Annotated in this window: 22 protein-coding genes; 11 read left to right on the plus strand and 11 right to left on the minus strand. The window is 38.0% G+C overall.

What is annotated here, in order from left to right; all coding sequences use genetic code 11:
* Window positions 1-165 precede the first annotated feature (165 nt).
* Window positions 166-2,835, minus strand: coding sequence for a Tad domain-containing protein (locus tag HBN50_RS00005; RefSeq protein ID WP_273866926.1), 2,670 nt, complete (start codon window positions 2,833-2,835; stop codon window positions 166-168).
* A gap of 530 nt (window positions 2,836-3,365) precedes the next feature.
* On the opposite strand from HBN50_RS00005, the gene HBN50_RS00010 reads away from it, so the two are divergent.
* The 3 genes from HBN50_RS00010 to HBN50_RS00020 all read left to right on the plus strand — a co-directional run bounded on the left by HBN50_RS00010 (window position 3,366) and on the right by HBN50_RS00020 (window position 5,162).
* Complete coding sequence (locus HBN50_RS00010) at window positions 3,366-3,581, plus strand: hypothetical protein (protein ID WP_273866927.1); 216 nt, start codon at window positions 3,366-3,368, stop codon at window positions 3,579-3,581.
* Window positions 3,582-3,769: 188 nt separating this feature from the next.
* Complete coding sequence (locus tag HBN50_RS00015) at window positions 3,770-4,246, plus strand: single-stranded DNA-binding protein (RefSeq protein WP_273866929.1); 477 nt, start codon at window positions 3,770-3,772, stop codon at window positions 4,244-4,246.
* Window positions 4,247-4,319: 73 nt separating this feature from the next.
* Window positions 4,320-5,162 (plus strand): hypothetical protein, encoded by an 843-nt coding sequence (locus HBN50_RS00020; RefSeq protein WP_273866930.1) that lies wholly within the window; start codon window positions 4,320-4,322, stop codon window positions 5,160-5,162.
* On the opposite strand, the gene HBN50_RS00025 is transcribed toward HBN50_RS00020, so the two are convergent.
* On the minus strand, window positions 5,137-6,348 hold the full coding sequence (locus tag HBN50_RS00025; protein ID WP_273866931.1) for a GAF domain-containing sensor histidine kinase: 1,212 nt from the start codon (window positions 6,346-6,348) through the stop codon (window positions 5,137-5,139). The genes HBN50_RS00020 and HBN50_RS00025 overlap by 26 nt on opposite strands.
* A 212-nt stretch (window positions 6,349-6,560) precedes the next feature.
* On the opposite strand from HBN50_RS00025, the gene HBN50_RS00030 reads away from it, so the two are divergent.
* On the plus strand, window positions 6,561-7,727 hold the full coding sequence (locus tag HBN50_RS00030; RefSeq protein ID WP_273866932.1) for an HD-GYP domain-containing protein: 1,167 nt from the start codon (window positions 6,561-6,563) through the stop codon (window positions 7,725-7,727).
* A gap of 45 nt (window positions 7,728-7,772) precedes the next feature.
* Here HBN50_RS00030 and secG read toward each other — a convergent pair whose 3' ends face one another.
* Window positions 7,773-8,147 (minus strand): preprotein translocase subunit SecG, encoded by a 375-nt coding sequence (gene secG / locus HBN50_RS00035; RefSeq protein ID WP_273866933.1) that lies wholly within the window; start codon window positions 8,145-8,147, stop codon window positions 7,773-7,775.
* 148 nt (window positions 8,148-8,295) lie between these two features.
* Here secG and HBN50_RS00040 point away from each other — a divergent pair, with 148 nt between their 5' ends.
* Complete coding sequence (locus HBN50_RS00040; RefSeq protein ID WP_273866935.1) at window positions 8,296-9,270, plus strand: succinylglutamate desuccinylase/aspartoacylase family protein; 975 nt, start codon at window positions 8,296-8,298, stop codon at window positions 9,268-9,270.
* 21 nt (window positions 9,271-9,291) lie between these two features.
* Here the strand turns inward: HBN50_RS00040 and tpiA are convergent, their stop codons facing one another.
* From tpiA to gap, 3 genes are read right to left on the minus strand one after another with little or no spacing between them, the layout of a single operon-like run.
* Complete coding sequence (gene tpiA / locus HBN50_RS00045) at window positions 9,292-10,053, minus strand: triose-phosphate isomerase (RefSeq protein WP_273866936.1); 762 nt, start codon at window positions 10,051-10,053, stop codon at window positions 9,292-9,294.
* Window positions 10,054-10,071: 18 nt separating this feature from the next.
* Window positions 10,072-11,265: a phosphoglycerate kinase gene (locus HBN50_RS00050; protein WP_273866937.1), complete on the minus strand. Its 1,194-nt coding sequence runs from the start codon at window positions 11,263-11,265 to the stop codon at window positions 10,072-10,074.
* Window position 11,266: 1 nt separating this feature from the next.
* Window positions 11,267-12,283, minus strand: a complete 1,017-nt coding sequence (gap, locus tag HBN50_RS00055) for a type I glyceraldehyde-3-phosphate dehydrogenase (RefSeq protein WP_273866938.1) — start codon at window positions 12,281-12,283, stop codon at window positions 11,267-11,269.
* 194 nt (window positions 12,284-12,477) lie between these two features.
* On the opposite strand from gap, the gene HBN50_RS00060 reads away from it, so the two are divergent.
* Window positions 12,478-12,903, plus strand: coding sequence for a hypothetical protein (locus HBN50_RS00060; protein ID WP_273866940.1), 426 nt, complete (start codon window positions 12,478-12,480; stop codon window positions 12,901-12,903).
* A gap of 32 nt (window positions 12,904-12,935) precedes the next feature.
* Here the strand turns inward: HBN50_RS00060 and HBN50_RS00065 are convergent, their stop codons facing one another.
* Entirely contained in the window at window positions 12,936-13,499 is a 564-nt protein-coding gene (locus HBN50_RS00065; protein WP_273866941.1) for a hypothetical protein, read from the minus strand.
* A gap of 126 nt (window positions 13,500-13,625) precedes the next feature.
* On the opposite strand from HBN50_RS00065, the gene HBN50_RS00070 reads away from it, so the two are divergent.
* Window positions 13,626-14,573, plus strand: coding sequence for a hypothetical protein (locus tag HBN50_RS00070; RefSeq protein WP_273866942.1), 948 nt, complete (start codon window positions 13,626-13,628; stop codon window positions 14,571-14,573).
* Here the strand turns inward: HBN50_RS00070 and HBN50_RS00075 are convergent.
* Window positions 14,570-14,938: a hypothetical protein gene (locus HBN50_RS00075; protein WP_273866944.1), complete on the minus strand. Its 369-nt coding sequence runs from the start codon at window positions 14,936-14,938 to the stop codon at window positions 14,570-14,572. The two genes, HBN50_RS00070 and HBN50_RS00075, sit on opposite strands and share 4 nt — an antisense overlap.
* Before the next feature lie 180 nt (window positions 14,939-15,118).
* Between HBN50_RS00075 and HBN50_RS00080 the strand changes: the two genes are divergently transcribed.
* Window positions 15,119-15,643, plus strand: coding sequence for a hypothetical protein (locus HBN50_RS00080; RefSeq protein ID WP_273866945.1), 525 nt, complete (start codon window positions 15,119-15,121; stop codon window positions 15,641-15,643).
* Between the two features lie 27 nt (window positions 15,644-15,670).
* On the opposite strand, the gene HBN50_RS00085 is transcribed toward HBN50_RS00080, so the two are convergent.
* Together HBN50_RS00085 and HBN50_RS00090 are read right to left on the minus strand one after the other, a co-directional pair.
* Window positions 15,671-16,198 carry a hypothetical protein gene (locus HBN50_RS00085; protein ID WP_273866946.1) on the minus strand — a complete coding sequence of 176 codons (528 nt, stop codon included), beginning with the start codon at window positions 16,196-16,198 and terminating at the stop codon, window positions 15,671-15,673.
* A gap of 85 nt (window positions 16,199-16,283) precedes the next feature.
* The gene (locus HBN50_RS00090; RefSeq protein ID WP_273866947.1) at window positions 16,284-17,618 is read right to left on the minus strand and encodes an MATE family efflux transporter; all 1,335 of its coding nucleotides are present in this window, start codon (window positions 17,616-17,618) and stop codon (window positions 16,284-16,286) included.
* 294 nt (window positions 17,619-17,912) lie between these two features.
* On the opposite strand from HBN50_RS00090, the gene HBN50_RS00095 reads away from it, so the two are divergent.
* The 3 genes from HBN50_RS00095 (at window position 17,913) to HBN50_RS00105 (ending at window position 19,932) form a co-directional block, all read left to right on the plus strand.
* Window positions 17,913-18,416, plus strand: coding sequence for a hypothetical protein (locus tag HBN50_RS00095; RefSeq protein ID WP_273866948.1), 504 nt, complete (start codon window positions 17,913-17,915; stop codon window positions 18,414-18,416).
* Between the two features lie 158 nt (window positions 18,417-18,574).
* Window positions 18,575-19,360, plus strand: a complete 786-nt coding sequence (locus tag HBN50_RS00100) for a hypothetical protein (RefSeq protein WP_273866950.1) — start codon at window positions 18,575-18,577, stop codon at window positions 19,358-19,360.
* A gap of 8 nt (window positions 19,361-19,368) precedes the next feature.
* Window positions 19,369-19,932 carry a hypothetical protein gene (locus tag HBN50_RS00105; RefSeq protein WP_273866951.1) on the plus strand — a complete coding sequence of 188 codons (564 nt, stop codon included), beginning with the start codon at window positions 19,369-19,371 and terminating at the stop codon, window positions 19,930-19,932.
* A gap of 27 nt (window positions 19,933-19,959) precedes the next feature.
* Here HBN50_RS00105 and HBN50_RS00110 read toward each other — a convergent pair whose 3' ends face one another.
* Window positions 19,960-21,150: an MFS transporter gene (locus HBN50_RS00110; RefSeq protein ID WP_337961793.1), complete on the minus strand. Its 1,191-nt coding sequence runs from the start codon at window positions 21,148-21,150 to the stop codon at window positions 19,960-19,962.
* Window positions 21,151-21,162: the final 12 nt, after the last annotated feature.

A 21,162-nucleotide genomic window follows, 5' to 3' on the forward strand; every position in this document is an offset into this window, starting at 1 on the left:
TTTTTTAGTCGCTTTCTTTGCCGCTTTTTTAGCTACTTTCTTTTTTGCCACGATCTTAATCCTTGTTATGAATTATGTTTTTTTGATTATTTTTTTGAATCCATCCCAATCTACGGCAAGTATAGCGTTTAAGTTTAATAATTTTCAAGATTTTTTGTAGAACTTTTAGAAACTTAATTCACCAAACTCGCTCAATTGGCCAGGTTCTAGCATATTTTGCAGATTAGAAGAAGAATATTCAGGAATTGCTGGAAGGTTAGAGAAACCAGAACCCATCCCTTCAACGTACATATTCTGGTTTCTAAGAGAGAACTTAGAGCCATCGACCATTCCCGTACCTATGAATTTCGTGGAATAGAAGTTTCTTCTTGGTCCCACTGTAAGACTACCTCCGGTTAAGGCCGACTCCATCATTCCTGTGATTGGGGCATCGTTTCCTTGCCTTGGACCGGGATTATAACCTGTGGCAAGCTCTCCTGCACTTAGTCCAGAAGGTTTCTTGTAGCTTGAAACGAAGAAATTTGCCCAATCTGGATTGGCTGCTGCTTCGTCGTTAACCCACGTGGCAATGGAGTCTCTAAGAGCGATAATGTCACATTTTGAACCGACACCGAGAAAGAAATGCTTAAATTTTGCAGCGATACTAATTTTTGGATCTGTTGCAGCACAGCTATTCAGTTCATTGTCTAAATTGCCTGAGTGAATTGTTCCTGCTGCATCATCATAGCGATCAGGGCCTCCGGGACCGGCACTTGAGCCTTGGGACCTAATGCTATCTGCTACTTGTGAAAGTGAATCAAGAAAAGTCTCAATGGCCGTCGAATTATTGAGGATGTAATCATTGAGTGCTTGCGTAATATAGGAAACCTCTGGGTAGAGAGTATCCTGACCATAAAGAGGGCCGTAGAGTCGATAATTAAAGTTTCCAGCAGTGGTTGCTCCAACCGAGTCGACAGCTGGTAGGGAATCCATTGCTTCGGCATTGGATGGCATGTCATCTTGGTGAGGAACCATATAATTAGCAGCTTCATAACGAGTAGGTGCTCTTACATTTTCAAGGGCCTCATCAATCATTTCAGCTGTAAGAATGAGGCTTCCCGATGCCGTCGTTGGGAGATTAGCCAAGAGCGCCTTAAATTGATTACTATCGTAGAGACCTTGCCTTTCACTAGCGTTATTAGCCTGTAAAGAGTTTGCTGCTCTATTTAAGATTTCAATTGGATTAGTCATTGACGGTGCACCAGAGGCAGATGTCAGATCATAGAGTAGATTTGGAATGGCAAAGAGAGTATTTCCTGCTCCTGCCAGAGGTGAGCCCCCAATTGGATCTGTGTCATCGTCAACCCAAAATGGCGTAGCGGCCGTACTTCCAAGTGGAATCGGCATACCAGCGGCATAGCTAAGTCCTGTGGTTCTAAGGGCCGATAGATAGTTATTAGATCTTGCAAATGATGTTGGTTGTCTAGGGGTAACAGTTGTCCCTCCACTTCCTGGAGCAAAGAGCATTGGTCCAATTCTTCCACCAAATGGCTTTGCTGAAGCGTAGGCCTTGAGATTAATTCCATTTCGATCAGTAAATGGAAAGAACATTCCAATGAAATTAGCTTCTCCCTTTACAGAGTAATAAGTCATTACTTCAGGGTTTTTAACAAAACCGAAGAGGTAAGCAGGAACTGGAAGGGCCGTCTTTGTAACACCACAAGTCGCTTGAAAAGGTGCACTAATATCAGGGATCGTTTCGTTATCATTATCTGCCGCGATAAAAGCATGGAAGAAAGTAACGAGATTGATTGGAAAGGCCATAAGGTCTAGATAGTGTTTCGTAATGGCTCCAGAGGTCGGCATGAGAACACCACTTAGAGATGTTGGATTTATGTCGACAGGAGTAGGGCTTAGTTCAGTTAATTTAAATGAACTAGCAAACTCATCTTGTGAAGTAGGATCAATACTATCTGACTTAAAGGCTCCACCTGAAAGATTTCGATAGGCCGACATAAAGGCCTTTATAGGTCTTTCATTCATAGGAATATCGCTAGTGAATTCAGACTGTAGGTCTTGAACATTTGTACAGCTTCCAGCACTTCCTCCAAGACAAATTGGAGCGGGAACTGGTGGTCTGTTAACAATATTTTCAAGATTTCTAATTCGCATTCCTAGCTCAATAGACTGAGGCCATGCTCCAACTCGATGAGTTGCTAACATTGGTGCATCATTGAAAATTTGCCTTTTCGTTCCATAGGCCCAAGTCATTGCGGCGGCAAAATTCATATCTGATCGAGTTGAACAGGCGTTGGCCTTAAGTCTTACGAACGTGTTGAGGGCCGATTCAAAATACTCGCTGACTTGAGGAAGACCACTTGAAGCAAATCGTGGAAGACCTGGAATCTTATAGATACCGCAAATATTGTGAGAACTACCAAAGTGCAGACAAATGCTAGGGATATTAAAGGGATCATAACTAGAAGCTGAAGAACCGGTTAAAGTTCCTAGGCGGTAGTTCATATTTGAAGCTGAGATATTGCTGAGGTGAGTTTTAGTATTTCCTCTTTGGCCGATCACATAGTACTTAAACATCCACTCTTTATAAGTGTTTCTCATTTCCCAGTTCAGATAACCAATATTTGAAAGTTGGCGGGCTTGAGTGGCGGCTCCTGACCATGCAGCGGCATCAACAGCATTTTGCAAATTAATCTTGGCCTTTACAAAAAGTCCAACATTGATGACAAAGGCCATCATCGTAATCAGAACAACAAGAACAATTCCGAGAAAAATACTCAGTTGTCCGCGCTCACTATTTCGAGCTTTATTGTCTTTTTTGGTCGGGCTTTTGGCCATGTTTCATCCTTAAAACTTTAGTGTCTTAATGCTACTGGAGCCAATTTGGAGCGTCAACGAGAAGCTTTAAATCTTTGTAATGAAAGGGATGTGCTGTGCGTCTATTTGGTATGTTTCTTGAACAATAGGACATAGGCCATGGAAGGTTTATTCGGCGACCATGGAAAGTAGCACGTTGGCAGAGCCGGAGGTCCCCTCAAAGACTATCACATCTTTTTAATCGCACTCGCTCGAGTGCTCCCTCTCCGAGGGGTGAAATAGACCCTCGGAGCACTTTTTTACCTGCTTAAAGAGGGGCTAGCGGCCTGTTATAATAGAGTTTAAGGACTGATGGAGGTCGAGTAAAAATGAAGCACAATCCCCTAGAAAAGAGGACATTTAAGTATAAAAACCCGAGCATGGAGTTTTTTTGTCCCCTATGTGGAACACAAAGGGCCTTTACTTCAACTCCTAGGTTAAGCTTAAAAAACTACGCACAATGCGCACTGACAAGCATATTTCTAATGGTTTGTTTGTGGCCTTTAATGGGCGTGAAATCTTTTTTTGTTTTCTTTATTGTGTGGGGGATTTTTGAAGCGGCGCTAAGAGTTGTCTTTAAAAAAGAGATACCTTGTCCGCACTGTGGATTCGATGCAACTTGGTATAAAAAAGATGTTAAGGTTGCACGCGATAAGGTTAAAGTTTTTTGGGATTCGAAAAATGTTGCACCAGGTAACAATAATGAGAATGCCCCTCAAGAAGCTTAATTGAGCTTGTGAAATTTCTTAAATAATAATATCGGGTGCTTAAGAGCACCCTTTTTTATTATCTTCTTGCACCCTTTAAATTAGACTTTTAAATCGATGATCTTCATGTCATAAATTATCCAATTAACAACAGTCGTTATGGGATTCTCAAGTTTTGTTCCCGTAACCATTTTCAAGTGAGGACTCATATGAGTATCAACAAAGTAATCCTTATTGGTCGTCTAGGGCAAGATCCTGAACTTAAGTACACACCATCTGGAGCAGCAGTATGTAACTTTACTCTTGCTACAAGCGAGTCATGGGCAGACAAGTCAGGTCAAAAACAAGAAAGAACTGAATGGCACAGAGTTGTTGTTTGGGGAAAACTAGCTGAGCTATGTAACCAATACCTTGCAAAAGGTAGACAGTGTTTCGTTGAAGGGCAACTTCAAACTCGTTCATGGGACGATAAAGACGGAAACAAAAGATATACAACAGAAATTAACGCTAGAAATATTCAATTTCTAGGTGGAACAGCAAATGCTGGACAGTCTCAACAAGGTTCTTACCAAAGAGATAACTCTATGAACCAAGAGCAGCCAAGAGCAATGCAAGATACAGCAATGAATCAAGATTACGATATCTCAACTGATTCAAGCTTTACTGCTGACGATATTCCATTCTAGAATTTCATAAGCTCACGATTTAAAAGTCTACAAAAGGAGAGCTTTGGCCCTCCTTTTTTTTTGGAATTAGTTTATGAAAAAAACAACTTTCACTCTCTTGCTTATTACTTCTCTAACATTTTCAATTCTAGGTTACATGCTGGGAAATTTGAAAGATCCTCAGGAAGAGCAATTTCGTAATACTGTTGAAGATTTAGAGAGAAAGCTAACCCAAATAGAGAAGACTGACCTAAGGGAGCTTCAGGAGTTAAAGGATCAAAGAGAGAAATTTGAAAAGGCCAATGAGATTTATGGAAAGGTGATGCTTGTTCTTTTAGCGAATCTTTCATTAAAACTCGACTCAAATATTTGGGACAACCTTTCAAATGTTGAAGCTCCGCCTATGGAGAATAAGAGCAATACAGATGAGAATATTGCTTTAAAAAAGAAAGTTAGAGAATTAGAAGAGAAAGTAAAAAAGAGAGCTTCTTTAGAATTACAAAAAGAAGTACAGGAGAGTGATGAGGGCTTTGTCGATGATAGTTGGAGAGACGATGTTCCTGAAACATTAGATGCCAGTGAGAGAAGAAAGATTGCAAAGGAAAACATCATTGATCTTTACCGTGGGTCTTTTCGCTATGAAAAAAAGAGGCATCGAATTGAGTTCATCACAAAAATTGAACCACAGAAAAAAGATAAAACTTATGAAATTCAGTATCAAATAGGTAAAGAAGTCATCTCAAGTCTTGTTGGGGATGATCCCTTGAAAGCTGTCAAAGACAAATCGGAGCATTACATAAAAGTCTCAGACCATTCTTTTATTTCTTTAAAAAAGAAAAAGACAGGCAATCATTACACAGCAACTCTCTATGAAAGAGAGAGTTTAGAATATAAAAAAGTTCGTCGCTTTACTATGAAGAAGGTATTTCAAAGATAAAACCACTCGAATAGAGACCATCTTTTTCTTCTTTCCAAAGTTTCGCCTTATGGAGCTTTAAAATCTCTCGTACGATTTCAAGACCAAAGCCTATTGATTTATCAATTTGAGAATCATTGGCATCATTATCATCACATTTAACATTTCTAATGGTGAAGCGTAGACTCTGATCATCTTGTTTTTTAAGAGAAAGCTCTATCGTCGTATCTGGCATAGAATATTTGGTGGCATTAGAAATAAGATTAGAGAAAACTTGCTCCATTCTATAGTAATCAATTTCGACTTCTGGAATATCCTCAAAAATTTTTTTAATTTTAAGATTCTTCTTTTCTAGATGGCGATTAAATTGAGATAGGGAATGCTCTAGGACATTATCTAGACGATTGAGCTCTTTATTGAGTTCGATTTTTCCCGTTCCCATCGCTGCCATATCCAAAATTGTATAAATCATCTCAAGTGAATCATCAGCAGATTTTTTAATGAGTTCCAAAAACTCTTCACTGTCAGAATCTACTTCAATAAAATCAGCTAAACTCCTGATATTTCCAAGTGGAGTTCTTAGATCATGGGCAACGTAACCAACAAGCTTTTTCAATCGATCATTGGACTTAAGGATTTCTTGTTCTTTATCATTGAGAAAAAGAAAGTTACCTATTGAGTTGGCCATAAGTGAAATAAGGTCTCTCTCATTTTCAGAAAATCCAAAATCTCGAATATCTGTTGATGAGAAATTAAGAGTTCCATAGAGTTTGCCTCCAACGTATATTGGAGCAGATAAGTATGATTCTAATTTCATATTCTGATAAACGGGATGGTCTTTCATTGATTCTAAAGATCCAACGTGAGGTAAACCTATTACTTCTTGAGAATGATAAACTTCTCGACAGTAAGTTCCTTCAAGTGGAAAAATGTCGCCTTTACTCAAAGAGTTATCAGGAGAAATTGCATTACAAACGATATAGTCCTCATCTTCAATACGTGAGACGATTCCAATTCTCATTCCAAAGACTTCTAGTCCAACACTTAAATATTCGAAAATCAAATCATCGAAAGAAGAGTAGCTCTTAGTCGTAATAATATGAATACGTTTTAAGTTCTCTGAAAGAGCACTTAGTTGCTCTAGCTCTGAGATTTCATCGTGTAATTGAGAGTACTTTTTGTTGTCTAGAAATTTAGGATAATTCATAAAATAAATTTTAAATCAGGAGTAAGATATTTTCGAGAAGAACTGTAAAGAGGCAACTTAGGCCAGTGATAGGTATAAAAATTGGCATATTCAAATCTTTATTTAGACATGATTTCGATGGCTTATATAACTTAAAAAAATTTAGGAATCAACTCACAGTTTCCGATAAGATTGAGAGTAGGATAGTGAATAATAGGGATATGGGCCGTTTCATGAATGAACAGACTAAGACAGATAAACACAGCTTTTTTTCAGTATCATTTGATTTAATTCTATTAAATGACGATCTTCCTTACGATCTCTTTATTAATTCATCTGCTCTTGAAAATAGAGAAAGATTTGTCAAAGTACACTCATCTGGTAACCCTGTCTCAAATGATGATCTTACAAAGTTTAAAGGTAAATTTCATCAACTCTATGTCCTTGAGGAACAAAGAGACTTATATCTTAGAAGTCTAGCAAAACTACATAATGTACCTGATACCAAGAAGACTGAAGTCATTAAAGATTCGGCGATTGGCTATTTGAATAAATTATTTGATCCTTCTAAGGCCTTTACAACTGAAATTTTAAATGAAGTTGTTGAAGGTTGCAGAGACTCTGTTGAAGGGATGGTTGATGTTATTCAAGATTATGGTGTTGGAGAGGTTCGAAACCTCATTGCCGATCTTAGTTTTCACGACTTCTATACTTACGATCATTCAATCAACGTTTCGATGTATTGTATTTCTCTTTTAAAGGCACTTAAACCTAAAGTGACGAGAGAAGAAATGGTTTTAGCAGGTCTTGGTGGACTTTTACATGACCTTGGAAAGGTTCAAATCTCGACGACAATTCTTAACAGTGCAGATGGACTTACAGACGAAGAGTTTGCCATCATCAAAAGACACCCTGGATTTGGTAAAGACATGATTGAAAAGGGTGATGTAAATGTTGATGGAATAGACTTTAATGTTATTAGAAGAGTGGTGTTTGAGCATCACGAAAATTATAATGGTACAGGTTATCCAAATCGTTTAGAGGGTGAGCAGATTCATATTCTTGCTCGTATTTGTGCCATCGCAGATTTCTTTGATGCCATAACAACGAAGCGCTCTTACCATGAGGCGCTCTCTATGGAAGATGCTCTTGCTGTAATGGAAAGATCGAGTGGTAGAAAAATAGATCCAAATCTCTTTGAAGCTTTTAAAACGAAAGTGACAAATGTTGTCTATAAAGGAAAGTCTAATCATGAGCTTCCTGATAGTTTTGATCCATGCATGCCTCATAAAGTCTTGCCGCTTGAAAAAGTTCAGGCAAAGAAAATGAATCACGATTTATTTAAGAAAGATAAGAATGAATTTGGGGAAGTGAAAGTAGACAAGAAAGATGCTGCTTAAAATAAGATAAAAAAAATCCTCCTTTCGGAGGATTTTTTATTTGAATTATTTTGTCTCTGTTTTTGTTTCTGCTGGAGCCGCTTCTTTTGTCTCTGTTGCTTTCGCTTCAGGAGCTGCGTTGTTTGTATTCATCGCATCTGAGTTAAGTGGTCTCGCAACTGGAGCTTCATCATCAAGAAGAGACTTTTGCTCTTTACCAGTTTGTAGTTTCGTTAGTAGGATACAATTTCCAATGAAAATAATGACAAGAACAGTTGTGATCTTAGTCATGATATTTCCTTTCTGTGAACCACTGAAAACAGCATCACTTGCACCACCAGAAAGAAGACCTGCCTCTGCACCTTTACCAAATTGCATAAGAACAGTAACAATTAAAATAACTGAAATAAACGCGTGAAAAATCATCAACGAAGTAACCATTTATAACTTCCTAATCTAAGTTGAGTTATTAATTAATGCTCTAAGTTAGCAAAAAAATGTAGCCTTTGACAAGCGAGCACAAAGTTTTCTCTTTTGTTTTGTGCGCCGTGGTGTGATTCACATGAGCATTCAGGCGTATAATGCTGGAATGACAAAGATTTTAAACATAAAAACACGAGAAGAGCTAAAGTTTTCATCCCTAAAAAGAGGGGAGATACATAAGCTTCATATTCACATTTCTAATTCTGCACTGGGGACACCTTGGAAGGTTCCAATCATTGTGGCCAGAGGGGAGAAGCCTGGACCAACGCTCGGGATTACTGCAGCGGTTCACGGAAATGAGCTCAATGGTCTTTCAACCATTTTCAAGCTTTTTGAAGAAGTTAATCTAAAGAAATTAAGCGGTCAGATTGTTGCCGTTCCCGTTTCAAATATTCCTGGATACTTGAATAAGACGCGATATTTCTCTGATGGGCAAGACCTAAATAGGGTTATGCCTGGTAAAGAGAAGGGGAAACCGGCCGAGATTTACTCTCACTTTTTCACGTCTAAAATTGTAAAGCATTTTGATTACCATCTTGATCTACACACTGCTAGTTTTGGAAAGGTGAATAGTCTCTATATTCGTGCAGATCTAGACAATGAAAAAACACGCCAAATGGCAATGCTTCAAAATCCTCATATCATTGTCCAAAAATATGATGAAGAAGGTACCTTGAGGTCTTGGGCGAACTCGCAAGGCATTCCAAGTATTACAGTTGAGATTGGAAATCCAAATACATTTCAGCACAATTTAATTGATGACACTTTAGAGGGGATCTTCAACACAATGAGATCTTTAAAGATGTATCCTGGAAAAGTTCGTGACTTAACTGATGATGCAGTTATTTGTGATCGTTCATTTTGGATTTTTTCATATACAGGTGGTGTTGTAGATGTGCTTCCTAACTTAACCGATATGATTAAGAAGGGAGATCTTCTGGCCAAGGTTTATAATGTCTTTGGTGAGTTAAAAGAAGAGATTAGATCGACTCATGACGGTGTTGTTATTGGGAAAAATGTAAGTCCTTGCTGTGAGGCGGGCGATCGAATTGTTCACATTGGAATTGTTGGGGAACCTTGATTAGGTTCCCTCTGGGATTTTTTAAGATAGCTTAGAGGCTTCTTCGCATAAAGCGTTGAAGTCTTGCGCCTTGAGGCTTGCCCCTCCGACGAGAGCTCCATCAATATTTTCATTTGAAAGAAGGCCTTCGACATTTGATGGCTTAACTGATCCTCCATAGAGAATCGATGTTGTCGAAGCGTTAAATGCTGTATCACTGTCAAGAAATGAGCGAATCATAGCATGAGTTTCTTCTGCTTGCTCTGGAGTTGCTGTTACTCCTGTACCAATTGCCCATACCGGTTCATAAGCGATGACAACATTTTCTAAGTCTTTTGCTGTAAGTCCTTCAAGACCTTTTGTAATTTGCTCTTTTAAAACATCTTCAACTTTACCCGCTTCTCTTTGTTCAAGTGTTTCTCCAATACAGAAGACAACTTCAAGTCCAAGACTAAGAGCAAGTTTTGTTTTTTCATTGATCACTTCATGGGACTCTTTAAAGAAAGCTCTTCTTTCTGAGTGTCCAATAATAACGAAATCACAACCTAGTTCTTTGAGTGATACAGGAGAAATATCTCCAGTAAAGGCCCCAGACTCTTTATGAGAACAATTTTGAGCACCAACTTTAACATTCATATTTTGAGTAGAGTTAAGTACTTTTGAAAGGTGAAGAAATTGAGGCGCAATTCCAAAAACACATTTCCAGTCTTTTTGATTTTCACTTAGTTCTTCAAAGAAAGTTTCAATTTCTTTGAGACCTTGATTCATTTTCCAGTTTCCATATACATACTTAATTCTACTCATAATATTCTTCCTTAATAATTAGAGATCAATTCCAAATTTCAGGGCCTGAATCCCAGGGAGAGTTCCTTGCTCGATGTACTCGAGAGAAGCTCCACCACCAGTTGAAACGTGAGACATCTTCTCTGATAGTCCCGACTTTTTAACAGCACTTACTGAATCTCCACCACCAATAACAGTGAAGGCCTTGGATTCAGCTAAAATCTCAGCAATAGCGAATGTTCCCTTTGAGAAACTCTCGTTCTCAAATAGTCCCATTGGTCCATTCCAAAGAATTGTTTTTGCTCCGTGGAGAGTTTCTTTATAAAGTTGAATTGTCTTAGGTCCAATATCAAGTCCCATAAGATTTTCAGGAATATTTTCCTTTTCAACTTCAACAGCTTCACCATCAAGTGATTCTGCACAAAGGTGATCAATTGGAAGAATTAATTTTCTTCCGTTTGAGCTATTGAGAATTTTCTTTGCAAGAATGACATCTTCATCAGAACAAAGTGAAGTTCCAACATCATAGCCTTTCGCTTTTAAGAATGGATAGGCCATCGCTCCACCAATTAAAAGAGATTGAACACTTGTTAAAAGGCTGTCGATGATTTTGATTTTATCAGAAACTTTCGCTCCTCCAACAATGGCCACAAATGGTTGTGCTGGAGAGTTAACGACTTTTGAAAGAGCTTCGATTTCTTTCTTTAAAAGAAATCCACCGGCAGCTCTATTCTTAAAAAATGCATTGATTTGATAAGTTGAAGCATGCTTTCTATGGGCAGTTCCAAAAGCATCGTTTACATAAACATCACCGTAAGCAGCAAGTGCCTTAGCGAATTCATGATCGTTCTCAGTTTCTTCTTTGTGAAAGCGAACGTTTTGTAAAAGAATAATCTTTGTCTCGTTAAGACTCAAAAGAGTTTTAATTCCCGCATCTGTACAAGACTCAGTCAGGACAACATCTTCACCGAGCTTTTGAGCTAGGTAAGTCGCAACTGGCTCAAGTGTCATTTCTTCATTTGGTTTTCCTTTCGGGCGACCAAGGTGACTTATGAGGACAAGTTTCTTTGCTCCACTTTCAAGAATGTATTGAATTGTCTCAAGAGCGTTATCAATTCTCGTTGTATCAGTGATCTTTGATTTATCAGATTTATCGAGTGGCACGTTGAAGTCAAAACGCGCCACTACATTCTTATCTTGTAAATCAAGTTCATCTACAAATTTGAGGGCCATCTTAGAGAGCCTTTGCAATATGAATAGCTAGGTCAATAACTCTGTTAGAGAAACCTGCTTCATTGTCATACCATGCAACAACTTTAACGTTGTTTCCGTTCATAACATTTGTAAGGTCAGCATCAAGAGCCGATGACTCTCTCATTCCCATGAAGTCACAAGATACAAGTGGCTCATCAACATAAGCAAGAACACCTTCAAGTGAAGTTTCTGATGCTTCTTTAAGAGCAGCATTAACTTCTTCAATTGTTACTTGCTTCTTTACGATAACGTTAAGGTCAACAAGTGAAACGTTTGGTGTTGGAACTCTTACTGCGAAACCATCAAGTTTTCCTTGGAGTTCTGGAATAACAAGACCAACGGCCTTTGCTGCACCAGTTGTCGTAGGGATCATAGAAACAGCAGCTGCTCTCGCTCTTCTCATATCTTTGTGAGAAGAATCAAGGATTCTTTGATCACCAGTATAAGAGTGAACTGTTGTCATATAACCAGACTCAATTCCAAAAACGTCATTTAAAACTTTTGCTACTGGAGCAAGACAGTTTGTTGTACATGATGCATTTGAAACGATGTGGTGTTTTTCATTGCTGTACTCTTCGTGGTTGATTCCCATAACGAATGTACCGTCAAGGTCATTTCCTGGAGCACACATGATAACTTTTTTAACTGAATCTCTTAGGTGTTTTCCGAGACCCTTTTTGTCTTTAAAAATTCCTGTTGCATCGATAACGATATCAACTTTGTCATTTCCCCAAGGAATTTCTAGTGGGTCACGATATTTGTGGAAAGTAATTTTTCTGTCATTGATGTTTAGTATATGACCATCTTTGATTGTGATTTCACCATCAAATTTTCCGTGAACAGAATCATATTTTAGCAGGTGAACATATTGCTCAGGAAGTCCTGGGCTATTAACCGCAACAACTTCAATTTCTTCAACATTTCTGTTGATGATTTCTCTTAGAACCGTTCTACCGATTCTTCCCATACCATTGATTCCAACTCTAATTTTCGACATTGAACACTCCGAAATTAAGGATAATTTTATTAATAAGAACTTGCCCTGAATATTGCCACAGAATGCATGATAATGCCATTGATGAAAACGATGCCACTCGAGTGAATTCGAGTGTTTGATTAAGTGCAAAAGATTTACAAGGTTACTGCGAAAATATGGTTTGTTGAGGTAAATAGGTTGCAAAGGGAGATTCTATGAAATTATTTTTTCTTTCAGCTGCACTATTACTTACTTCAACTGTTTTTTCGTATGACGAGGGGCTTGATGCACCGAAAAAATGTCAACGTGAAGCATGTTTAGTTGTAGGTGATAATGAAATTGGTTTCTATAAAAGAGAGCACCAGGAGGGCGGCTATACTTTAGAGCTCAATCAATCGTCACTACTGACATCTCTGAGATCTGGAGAGGTTTGTTATAGAGGTCAATTCTTTGAATTAGCTTCTATTTTCAAGGCGCTTGCTGGCAATGTAAACTCTGACTATGCTCAAGGTGGACACCTTGAAATCAATGACTTACAGATTAAATTTTCTGGTTCTGATTACCGAGTGAAATATCTTCTAGACTCTGATTATCAAGATAAAGCGAACTGGGAAGAGCTTGTCGTCAATAAATGTAATTAAATGAAAAAGCGCGGATTGAAACCGCGCTTTTTTTATCTCGTTTTACAGCTTTCTGCTGCTTTTGCTGAACTTGGATACGGATATTCGCTTCTAGCTGTCTTTACGCATTTCATATCTACATACTGACATATTTTTGAAGCACTCTCTGTGTTTGGATAAGGGTACTCAGACCTAACTGCTTTTACGCACTCTTGGTTAATTCTTCCACGACAGCTGTTTGCTGCAGTCGCTGTATTTGGATAAGGATATTCACTTCTAACTGCTTTGACACAGATCATATCTACATTCTTACAGGACTTTGAGGCCACGGCTGTGTTTGGATAAGGGTACTCAGACCTAACTGCTTTTACGCACTCTTGGTTAATTCTTCCACGACAGCTGTTTGCTGCTGTTGCTGTATTAGGATAGGGGTAATCACTTCTTACGTCTTTAACACAATTCATGTCGACATTTCGGCAGGCCTTGGATGCTGTGACGGTGTTGGGATAAGGGTATTCAGATCTAACTGCTTTTACGCATTCTTGGTTAATTTTTGCCTGAAGCGAAGTTGAGCAAAGTAGAAGAATGAATACTTTTGTAAGTGTTTGTAATTTCATATTTCTCTCCTTGTGTTACTTCTTACCTATCGCAAAAATTACGAGTAAAAAACTCTTACTTTCTTACTTCGAGGACCTTTTTTCCGTTCGACTACTCGTGTTTACTGAATAAGGTATTCTAGAGAGATGAGAACCTCATCTGATGTCATTCATTATGCGACCAAACAAGACTACCTCAATAAAAGACTCGCCTCAAAGCAAGCGAGTAAAGTCGTGGCCAAGGAAGTCGCTGGGACAATGGCAGATAAAGTTGAAGTTTCAAAAAAAGCAAAGGGACTCTCTGAGAAAGCAGAGAGTGTAAAAGAAAATCTCAAACAAAATGGAAAAGAGATTACTCAAGCAGGGGAGCGACTTGTAAAAGACGCTGCAGGTGTTGCTGTAAAAGCACTTACAACCCCAGGCGTTGGATTAGTTTCAAATCTTGTTCCCAGTATTTCTCTTTCTTCTTCTAGTTCGAATCCAGTTGCAAGCACTGAAGAGACAGCTGAAGCTATCCAGAAACTCGATTCTATCGATAAGCCGGCCTTCTTTTTTATTACGGGGCTTCACCTAAATGGAATTAGTGATGATGGTGGACTCGATGAGCTTGCTGGTGCAGTTGAAGGTGGAACGCATTTCACTTGGAAAGAAGAAGATAAGATCGTTGAGGAAATTCTAAGAAGACCAGAACAAATGCCCGTCGTTCTTGTAGGGCATAGTCTAGGGGGCGATGCCGCCGTTTCTATTGCTAACCGGTTAAATACAATTAGCAATGGGTTTAGAAATGTCGACCTTCTTGTGACTTTAGATAGTGTTGGTTTTGATAACGACATCATTCCCTCTAATGTGAAAAAGAATCTTAACTTTATTGGAAATGAAGATGTTTTTTTTAATGACGGACCAAATATCGCAAGAAACTCTTTGAAGACGATTGTTCTCAATGAACTTCGCTCTGAATCGCATACTCAAATTGATCAATCAAAAGAAATCCACGAAAAGATCTTTAAAGAAATAAATGATATTCGAGATATTCATAAGAAAGATCTTCGACTTGATAAGCTTAATAAAATTCTCGCAACGATAACAAATATTTAAATACAGCTCTCATCGCTTTCTTTCACATCGTAAAGACGTCTAGAAAAATCGAGGTCAATACAGGCCATCTTATTTTCGCTTTGAATTGATTTGATTCGATGGTGGATATCTTCGCATTCTGCAATGTCCAGCATGAAAAGAGCGATCTGTTCGTTCTTATCATTTCTAAAGTCGAGGCCATTGATAAAGCTCTGACAATCCAGAGTGACTTTTTCAAAATTCTTATTTTGAATTTCGAACATATAGTCGAATTCTGTCGGTTGATATTTCTCTACATTAAAGCTCAATTCCTGCCCATATGATGAAATTGAAGCAAATAAGCAGAGTCCAAGAACAATGTTGGCAATGTTGATTCTTTTTCTCATGTATTGCTTGTCGGACTTATATAGTCAGGCTTTAGACAAAAGTTAATTTTTTTAGTCAGGAATTTTTCAAGTGTCGAATACCACTCTATTAACAAGGAATATTAATGGTTTAGACGAATTTTATTCGTTCTCACAGTGTTAAAATAAAGAAGATAGCAAGAGAAATCTCTAGGAGGATTTATGGAATCGAAGGATAAAAATAAATTGGCCTTGGTTGTTCAAACTCTATTTGGGGCCATTCTTGCGATAAAAGGTTTTGATGGTTTCATCAACTTTTTACCACAAGCTGAATCAACTACGGTTGGCGCTGGTTTTATTCAGGCCATGCAAGACACGGGATATTTGTACTTCTTAGTGAAGGGAACAGAAGTACTTTGTGGTTCACTTCTCGTTATGAATATTTTCGTCCCTCTCACGCTCATTGTACTTGCACCAGTTGTTATTAACATTGTTTTATTCGAAGTCTTTTTGAATTTTACATTCGCTAGTATGCTTCTCCCTATGTTGGTTGTGGCCTGTGAACTCTATCTCTTTTGGCACTATAAGAATTTATTCACTTGGCTTTTAAAATATCAAGTTCACATTGATTTGAATTCTTATGAAAGCCCTGATGTGATCATTTTAAACGAGGTAAGAGAGAAAAATCCTGAAACATATGAGAAGATAAAAAATATTAAAGGCATCAATGAAGTGATTACGCATTAAAAAGAAGCCCCTTTAATAGGGGCTTTTTTATAAATCAATATCAACTTCAACTTTTATCTTTTTTTGGTTTTCACTTTCAATGACGACAAAGAGATCAGTGACTTCTTTTACTTTACCATTAATTGTATAACTATCATTGCTACTTGTGATGAGTTTAAGAAGCAATGAATTCGTGTTCTCTTTCATGTATTCTTTAACTTTTTCGGCCTTGAGTATAACTTTGTCATCTTCAACGCTTTCAACCCATGACGCTTCAATCATTGTTTCGCCTTCATTGCCATTGATGAGAATGGCACCTCCAGCGACTTTAATGATTTGTGCTTCACCATCGATATCAACAAGATTTCCTAATTTGACTTTCTCATTCTTTCCATCAACAACAATCGTATCGCCAAAAATTTGAACCTTATCATTTTTGCCATCAACTTTAACCATTCCACCTAGAATAGATACTTTCTGACTTTCGGAATCGATATTGATTGCCGATTTGAAAAGGAAATAAAGTGAGACACCACAGATAATAAAAAAGGCCGCAATAATAGCTAGGATCTTCATTGAATAACTCCAAAGATATGTTTGAAGTAAATTATCTTCAAATTCTATTTAGGAAAAGCTCTTTGTAACCTTTTTACATCAAAGATCAGCTTTCTCTGTAGTCGAGAACCATTGAAATTTGTTTCATTCTGTATGTATAGAGATAACTTAGAACCAGAGAAGCAATTGTTAGCCCAATGGCCAGTCCTGCCCATAAACCTGCCGCTAGCATCCCTTGTTTATAAGCAAGATAGGCTCCAGTTGGAATGGCAATAAGCCAGTATCCAAAAAATGAAAAAATCATTGGAAGTTTACTCATTCCAAGCCCGCGAAGAACACCCCACATTGTAATTTGTAGTCCATCTGGAATTTGAAAGAGAGCAACATAGAAGAAGAGTCCTGCCCCATAGGCAATAACCTGAGGGTCTTGCGTGAAAAGAGCGACTAGATGTTCTGGTATTAAAAAATAGACACAGGCCATGAGGATCATATAGGCCTCAGTCATAAAAACACAACCAAGAGTATAGCTTCGAATAAGTTCTTTATCTCTTTTTCCAAAGGCGTAACTAACTTTAACTCCTGCCGTTCCATTGATTGCAAGAGGGACCATAAAAGTTAGACCAGCAATATTTAAAACGATATTGTGAGCAGCTGAAACAGTCACAGGCATCTTTCCAATGAGAACAGTTACCGTTGAGAACATGAGAACTTCAATCAAGGTTCCAAGACCAATGGGAACACCGAGTTTTAAAAGATCAAAGTAGCTCTCTTTCTTGAGATGGTGTTCAAGAGGGAGAACACGGTATGTGTAAATCATAAGAACAATGGCCATGATAAATCTTGTTATGATTGTAGCGATGGCGGCCCCTTTAATTCCTAGTTCTGGGAAAGGACCGATTCCAAACATCAGAACATAGTTCATGGCGAGGTTAACAATGTTCATGAAAATGATGAGTGCATTAGCAAAAATCGTTTTATCAAAGGCCTGTAGGTATTCCTTAGCAATTTGAAAAAAGTAAACTGGTATAAGTGAAACGTTCACAAAACGTAAATATGTTTGAACGTTTGCAACAATATTCTCATTGAGTCCAATCATTGGTACGAGTTCTGTGAAAATCGCAAGAAGTCCGCAAAGAACAACCATGAGAGTGAAACTTAAAAGAAGACTTGAACCCCATACTGGAGTTTCATGAGGGTTAACTCCTTCTCCACGAAGTCTCGCGGCCGTAGAAGAAACTGAAAAGATTGTCGAAACACCGACCATAACAAAAGGGGCAACCATAGCAGAGGCAACACCAATTGCACTGAGAGCTTCTGTTGAATAGCGTCCTGCAACGAAGGTATCTCCGATACTAAAGAGCATCTGACCAACCTGGCCGATAACAAGAGGTAAAGTAAATAAAATCAGTTCTTTAAGACGAGAGAAAGTAAGTTTAAACATGAGCACAGTTATACTCCAAGGAATCCGCTAGCAACAAGCACTCAATTGCCAATTGAATAAAAAAGTTACGTCAGGTTTTTTTATTGGGAAGTCTAAACCAATGAATTTACTAGTTTTAGACTGACAAAGAATAACGGCCGTCACAAATTTTGTGAACGATCCTGACATTGTCGGCCTTTTTCACATCTTTTGTGTACAACTTTGGCCATTTAATTTCGTGAAAACTACATTCCACACATCGAAAAAAACAACTGTTCGAAACAATATGAGGCTGAGATCCTCGGGAGGTATGAAATGAAAAAATTTATCGCACTTGCAGCAGCACTTCTTTCTGTTAGCTCTTTCGCTCTTTCTGAAGCGGATAGCTGGGACACAATTAAATCTGAAGTAAAGAACAACTGGAAACTTCAACTAAGCGGTTACGCAGTATTTGTTGGACAAGTTGTACACGCTTTTGATGTTTGTGTTGATGGAGATGAGTTCAAAACAACAAAGCAATACCCTGTATATGAAACAAAGTATGTTGGTAAGACAAGAGATAACGATGGTGACAATGACGGTTGGACATCAGTAGTTGTTGGTTACAGAACACTTTCTTTCCCAATTACTTATACAACTAAGCAAAGAGTTTGTAACAACAGAGACAAAAACTGTAAGTATGTTTCTAAAGTTGTAGAGCAAGAAACAGTTAAGAAAATGACTGTTAAGAAGTTTGTAAGATCTGTTGGAAGAAACAATGACAGAGACGTATACAAAACTCTTTTCACAAAAGAATACGAAATTCCAGCTTGTAACTAATCCATGCTGTAGCAGAGGTTAGATTAATCTCCTGTTGTGTAAAAAGAAAGCGGTCACTTGTATAAGTGGCCGTTTTTGTTTGAGTGTGTGTAGATCTTTCAGACGTTTGTGACCAACATTTGGTTCCTATGCTATAAGCCAATTTTATTGGGAGATTTATGGAGAAGGGCACTAATGCCAATACATCATTAAAAAATTGGGGTCTTAGGGTACAAGTTGCCATGGATCTCAAAAGAAAGCTCGAAGAGTATCGCGACCCAAAGGTTGGAGTGCGTCTTCTTGCCCAAAAGATGGAAATTAGTGAAAGAACTCTTCAAAGATTAATCAATCAAGAAAATAGACCTACCTATCAAACACTCTTTAAAATCTATCGGGTACTTTTTAATACAACCAATGATGCACTTCTTTTAGAAATCGTTCCTGAAGTTATTCAAGAAGAAATTAAAAAGCATAATCCGAACAAATTAAATAAGTCGGTTCAATACTTAACAGATATTGAAAGTGAAATTCTCTATGATCGCTGCTTTTGTGAGATCTACTTTATGGCCGCTTGTTCTCCTTTATCAAAAGAACTTGTTCAATACCGCTATGGACTTCATGGTGTTGAAACACTTGAAAAGATGATTGAATTACAGGCCTTAAAGCAAACAAAAGAAGGTCTTTATATTTTGGGTGCTAATCAAACAACTCTTAGTGCAAATACATTGAAAAGAGTTGGCCTGTCTTTAACGGAGAAGTTTTCTAAACCAACAAATACAGAAGTTGGAGGGGAGAACCTCATTGCATTTTTCGCAGAGGGCTTAAGTGAAGAAGCCTATGATGAATGGCTGCAAGTTGATGAGAGGGCCTTTCGTGAGAAAGTAAAGATAGCACAAAAAAGTAAGGCTAAAGGCGACATTAGGGCCTTCACTTATATGGTAACTGATACAATGAGCGACAAATGAGAAAAACAATGAAAATCATTTTATTATCAATCTTAACGTTAAGTTCAATTTCATCAAATGCTGGAATCGGTGGCATTTCTGGTGGAAGTAAGAATGGGAAGATTAGAGATACTATTATCGAAGCAACACAAAACTCTGACTGGAAAAAGTTAAGAGCGGTCATTGGGAAATCTTTCAAACATCAAATCAAAGGTGATTCGATTTTTGTAGGACAAAGAGTGTCGGCCTTTGACGTTTGTATTCAAGGTGACTCACTAAAGCACTTGAAGAAGACGCCAATTTATGAAAACCGCTATGTTGGAAAAAGTCTTGATAAGGACCATGAAAAAGATGGCTGGACTTTTGTAGAAGTTGGAAAGAGAAACTTAGTTTACCCGATTACTTATACTCGTTATCAAAGAGAGTGTAATAATCATGGGAAAAGATGTCGACGAGTTCTTGTAGAAGAGACTCAAGATCTGATGAAGAAAATCCAAGTTGAAGAGTACGTTAGAACAATTGGAGATCAATCAGAAAGAGATATCTATGAACCAATTGCTGAACAAGTTTTTGAAGTACCACATTGTAAATAAAGAAGGGCCCATTTTGTGGGCCTTTTTTTATGTCTCAGGAATTTGATTTCTAACCATTTTGATAAAAGGAATAAGAAAAACTAAGAAGCCTAGAATGAAAAAAGCTGCTAGGCTATTCATAGCAAAGCTCATTCCCTGTTTGTCTATGAGATAACCCGTCAGTGGACCAATTAGGCAAAATCCTAGTCTAAAGAATAAGCTAACAAGAGAGTTGGCGGTGGCCCTAAACTCTGATGGAGTTCTCCAGTTAAGAGCATCTTTTAAAATAACTTGAGTTATTCCTCTGCTCACTTGAAAGAGAAAACCTACGGCAACTCCAAACCACCCAGAAAGGGCACCTAGTCCAAAGTATCCACAAATTGGTAGAAGGCCCATTAGAACAAGTAAAAAGGGTGCCCCAAATCTTTTCTCAAAAAAGTGAACATTCTTACTCACAAGCCCATGTGTTAGATTATATGCGGCCCAAAGAATCCCGAAGTAGGCGAGGTCGATTGAGTGATCGCTCCAATGTTTTTGGTAAATCCAAACTGCCGTAAACGTTGAAAGTCCCCAAATTATTTGATTGAAAAAGACGAGGGTCAGAAGTTTGTCTGATTGAAAGATATGGCGAAGAACTTTTAATGTATTTTCTTTATGGCTCTTGTTATCCATCTTTTGATATGGCGGCTCTTTTAGTGTTAAGGCTATAAAAAAAGGAAAACAAGCAAAGAAAGCATGAGTAGTAATAACAGTAAAAAATGAGATCTTTACTAGTAATCCACCAACGACAGAGGCGATAGTTTCAGAAAGAGCTGAAGAAAATTGAAGATTAGATAAGGCGATAGAACTATTTTCTCTAGAGTGTTCATCTTGAATGAGGCTGTCGTAGAGAAGCGAGACATCTGATCCTGAAATCATACTAAGACCAATACCAATGATGATCTCATGAATTATTAAAAGCTCATATGTCGTGGCAAAAATAAGGTAGATAAATCCAATGGCCGTTAATGACGATCCTAGTAGCATCGTTTTCTTTCTTCCCCATAAATCACATAAATAACCTGAGGGGACCTCGAAGACTGCAACGGTAAAGCCCATAATCGCTTGCAGGATAAAGATTTGAGACATGCTGAGATTAAGTGAGAGATAGAAGGGAATAATCACCGGGATGATGATGAGGAACATAAAGAAAAAACGGAATGCGTAAATTTTTGGGATATTTCCCTTATAGTTGTGCATTCCGCTATTATT

The organism is Halobacteriovorax sp. GB3, from assembly GCF_028649655.1.
GTDB lineage: Bacteria > Bdellovibrionota > Bacteriovoracia > Bacteriovoracales > Bacteriovoracaceae > BSW11-IV.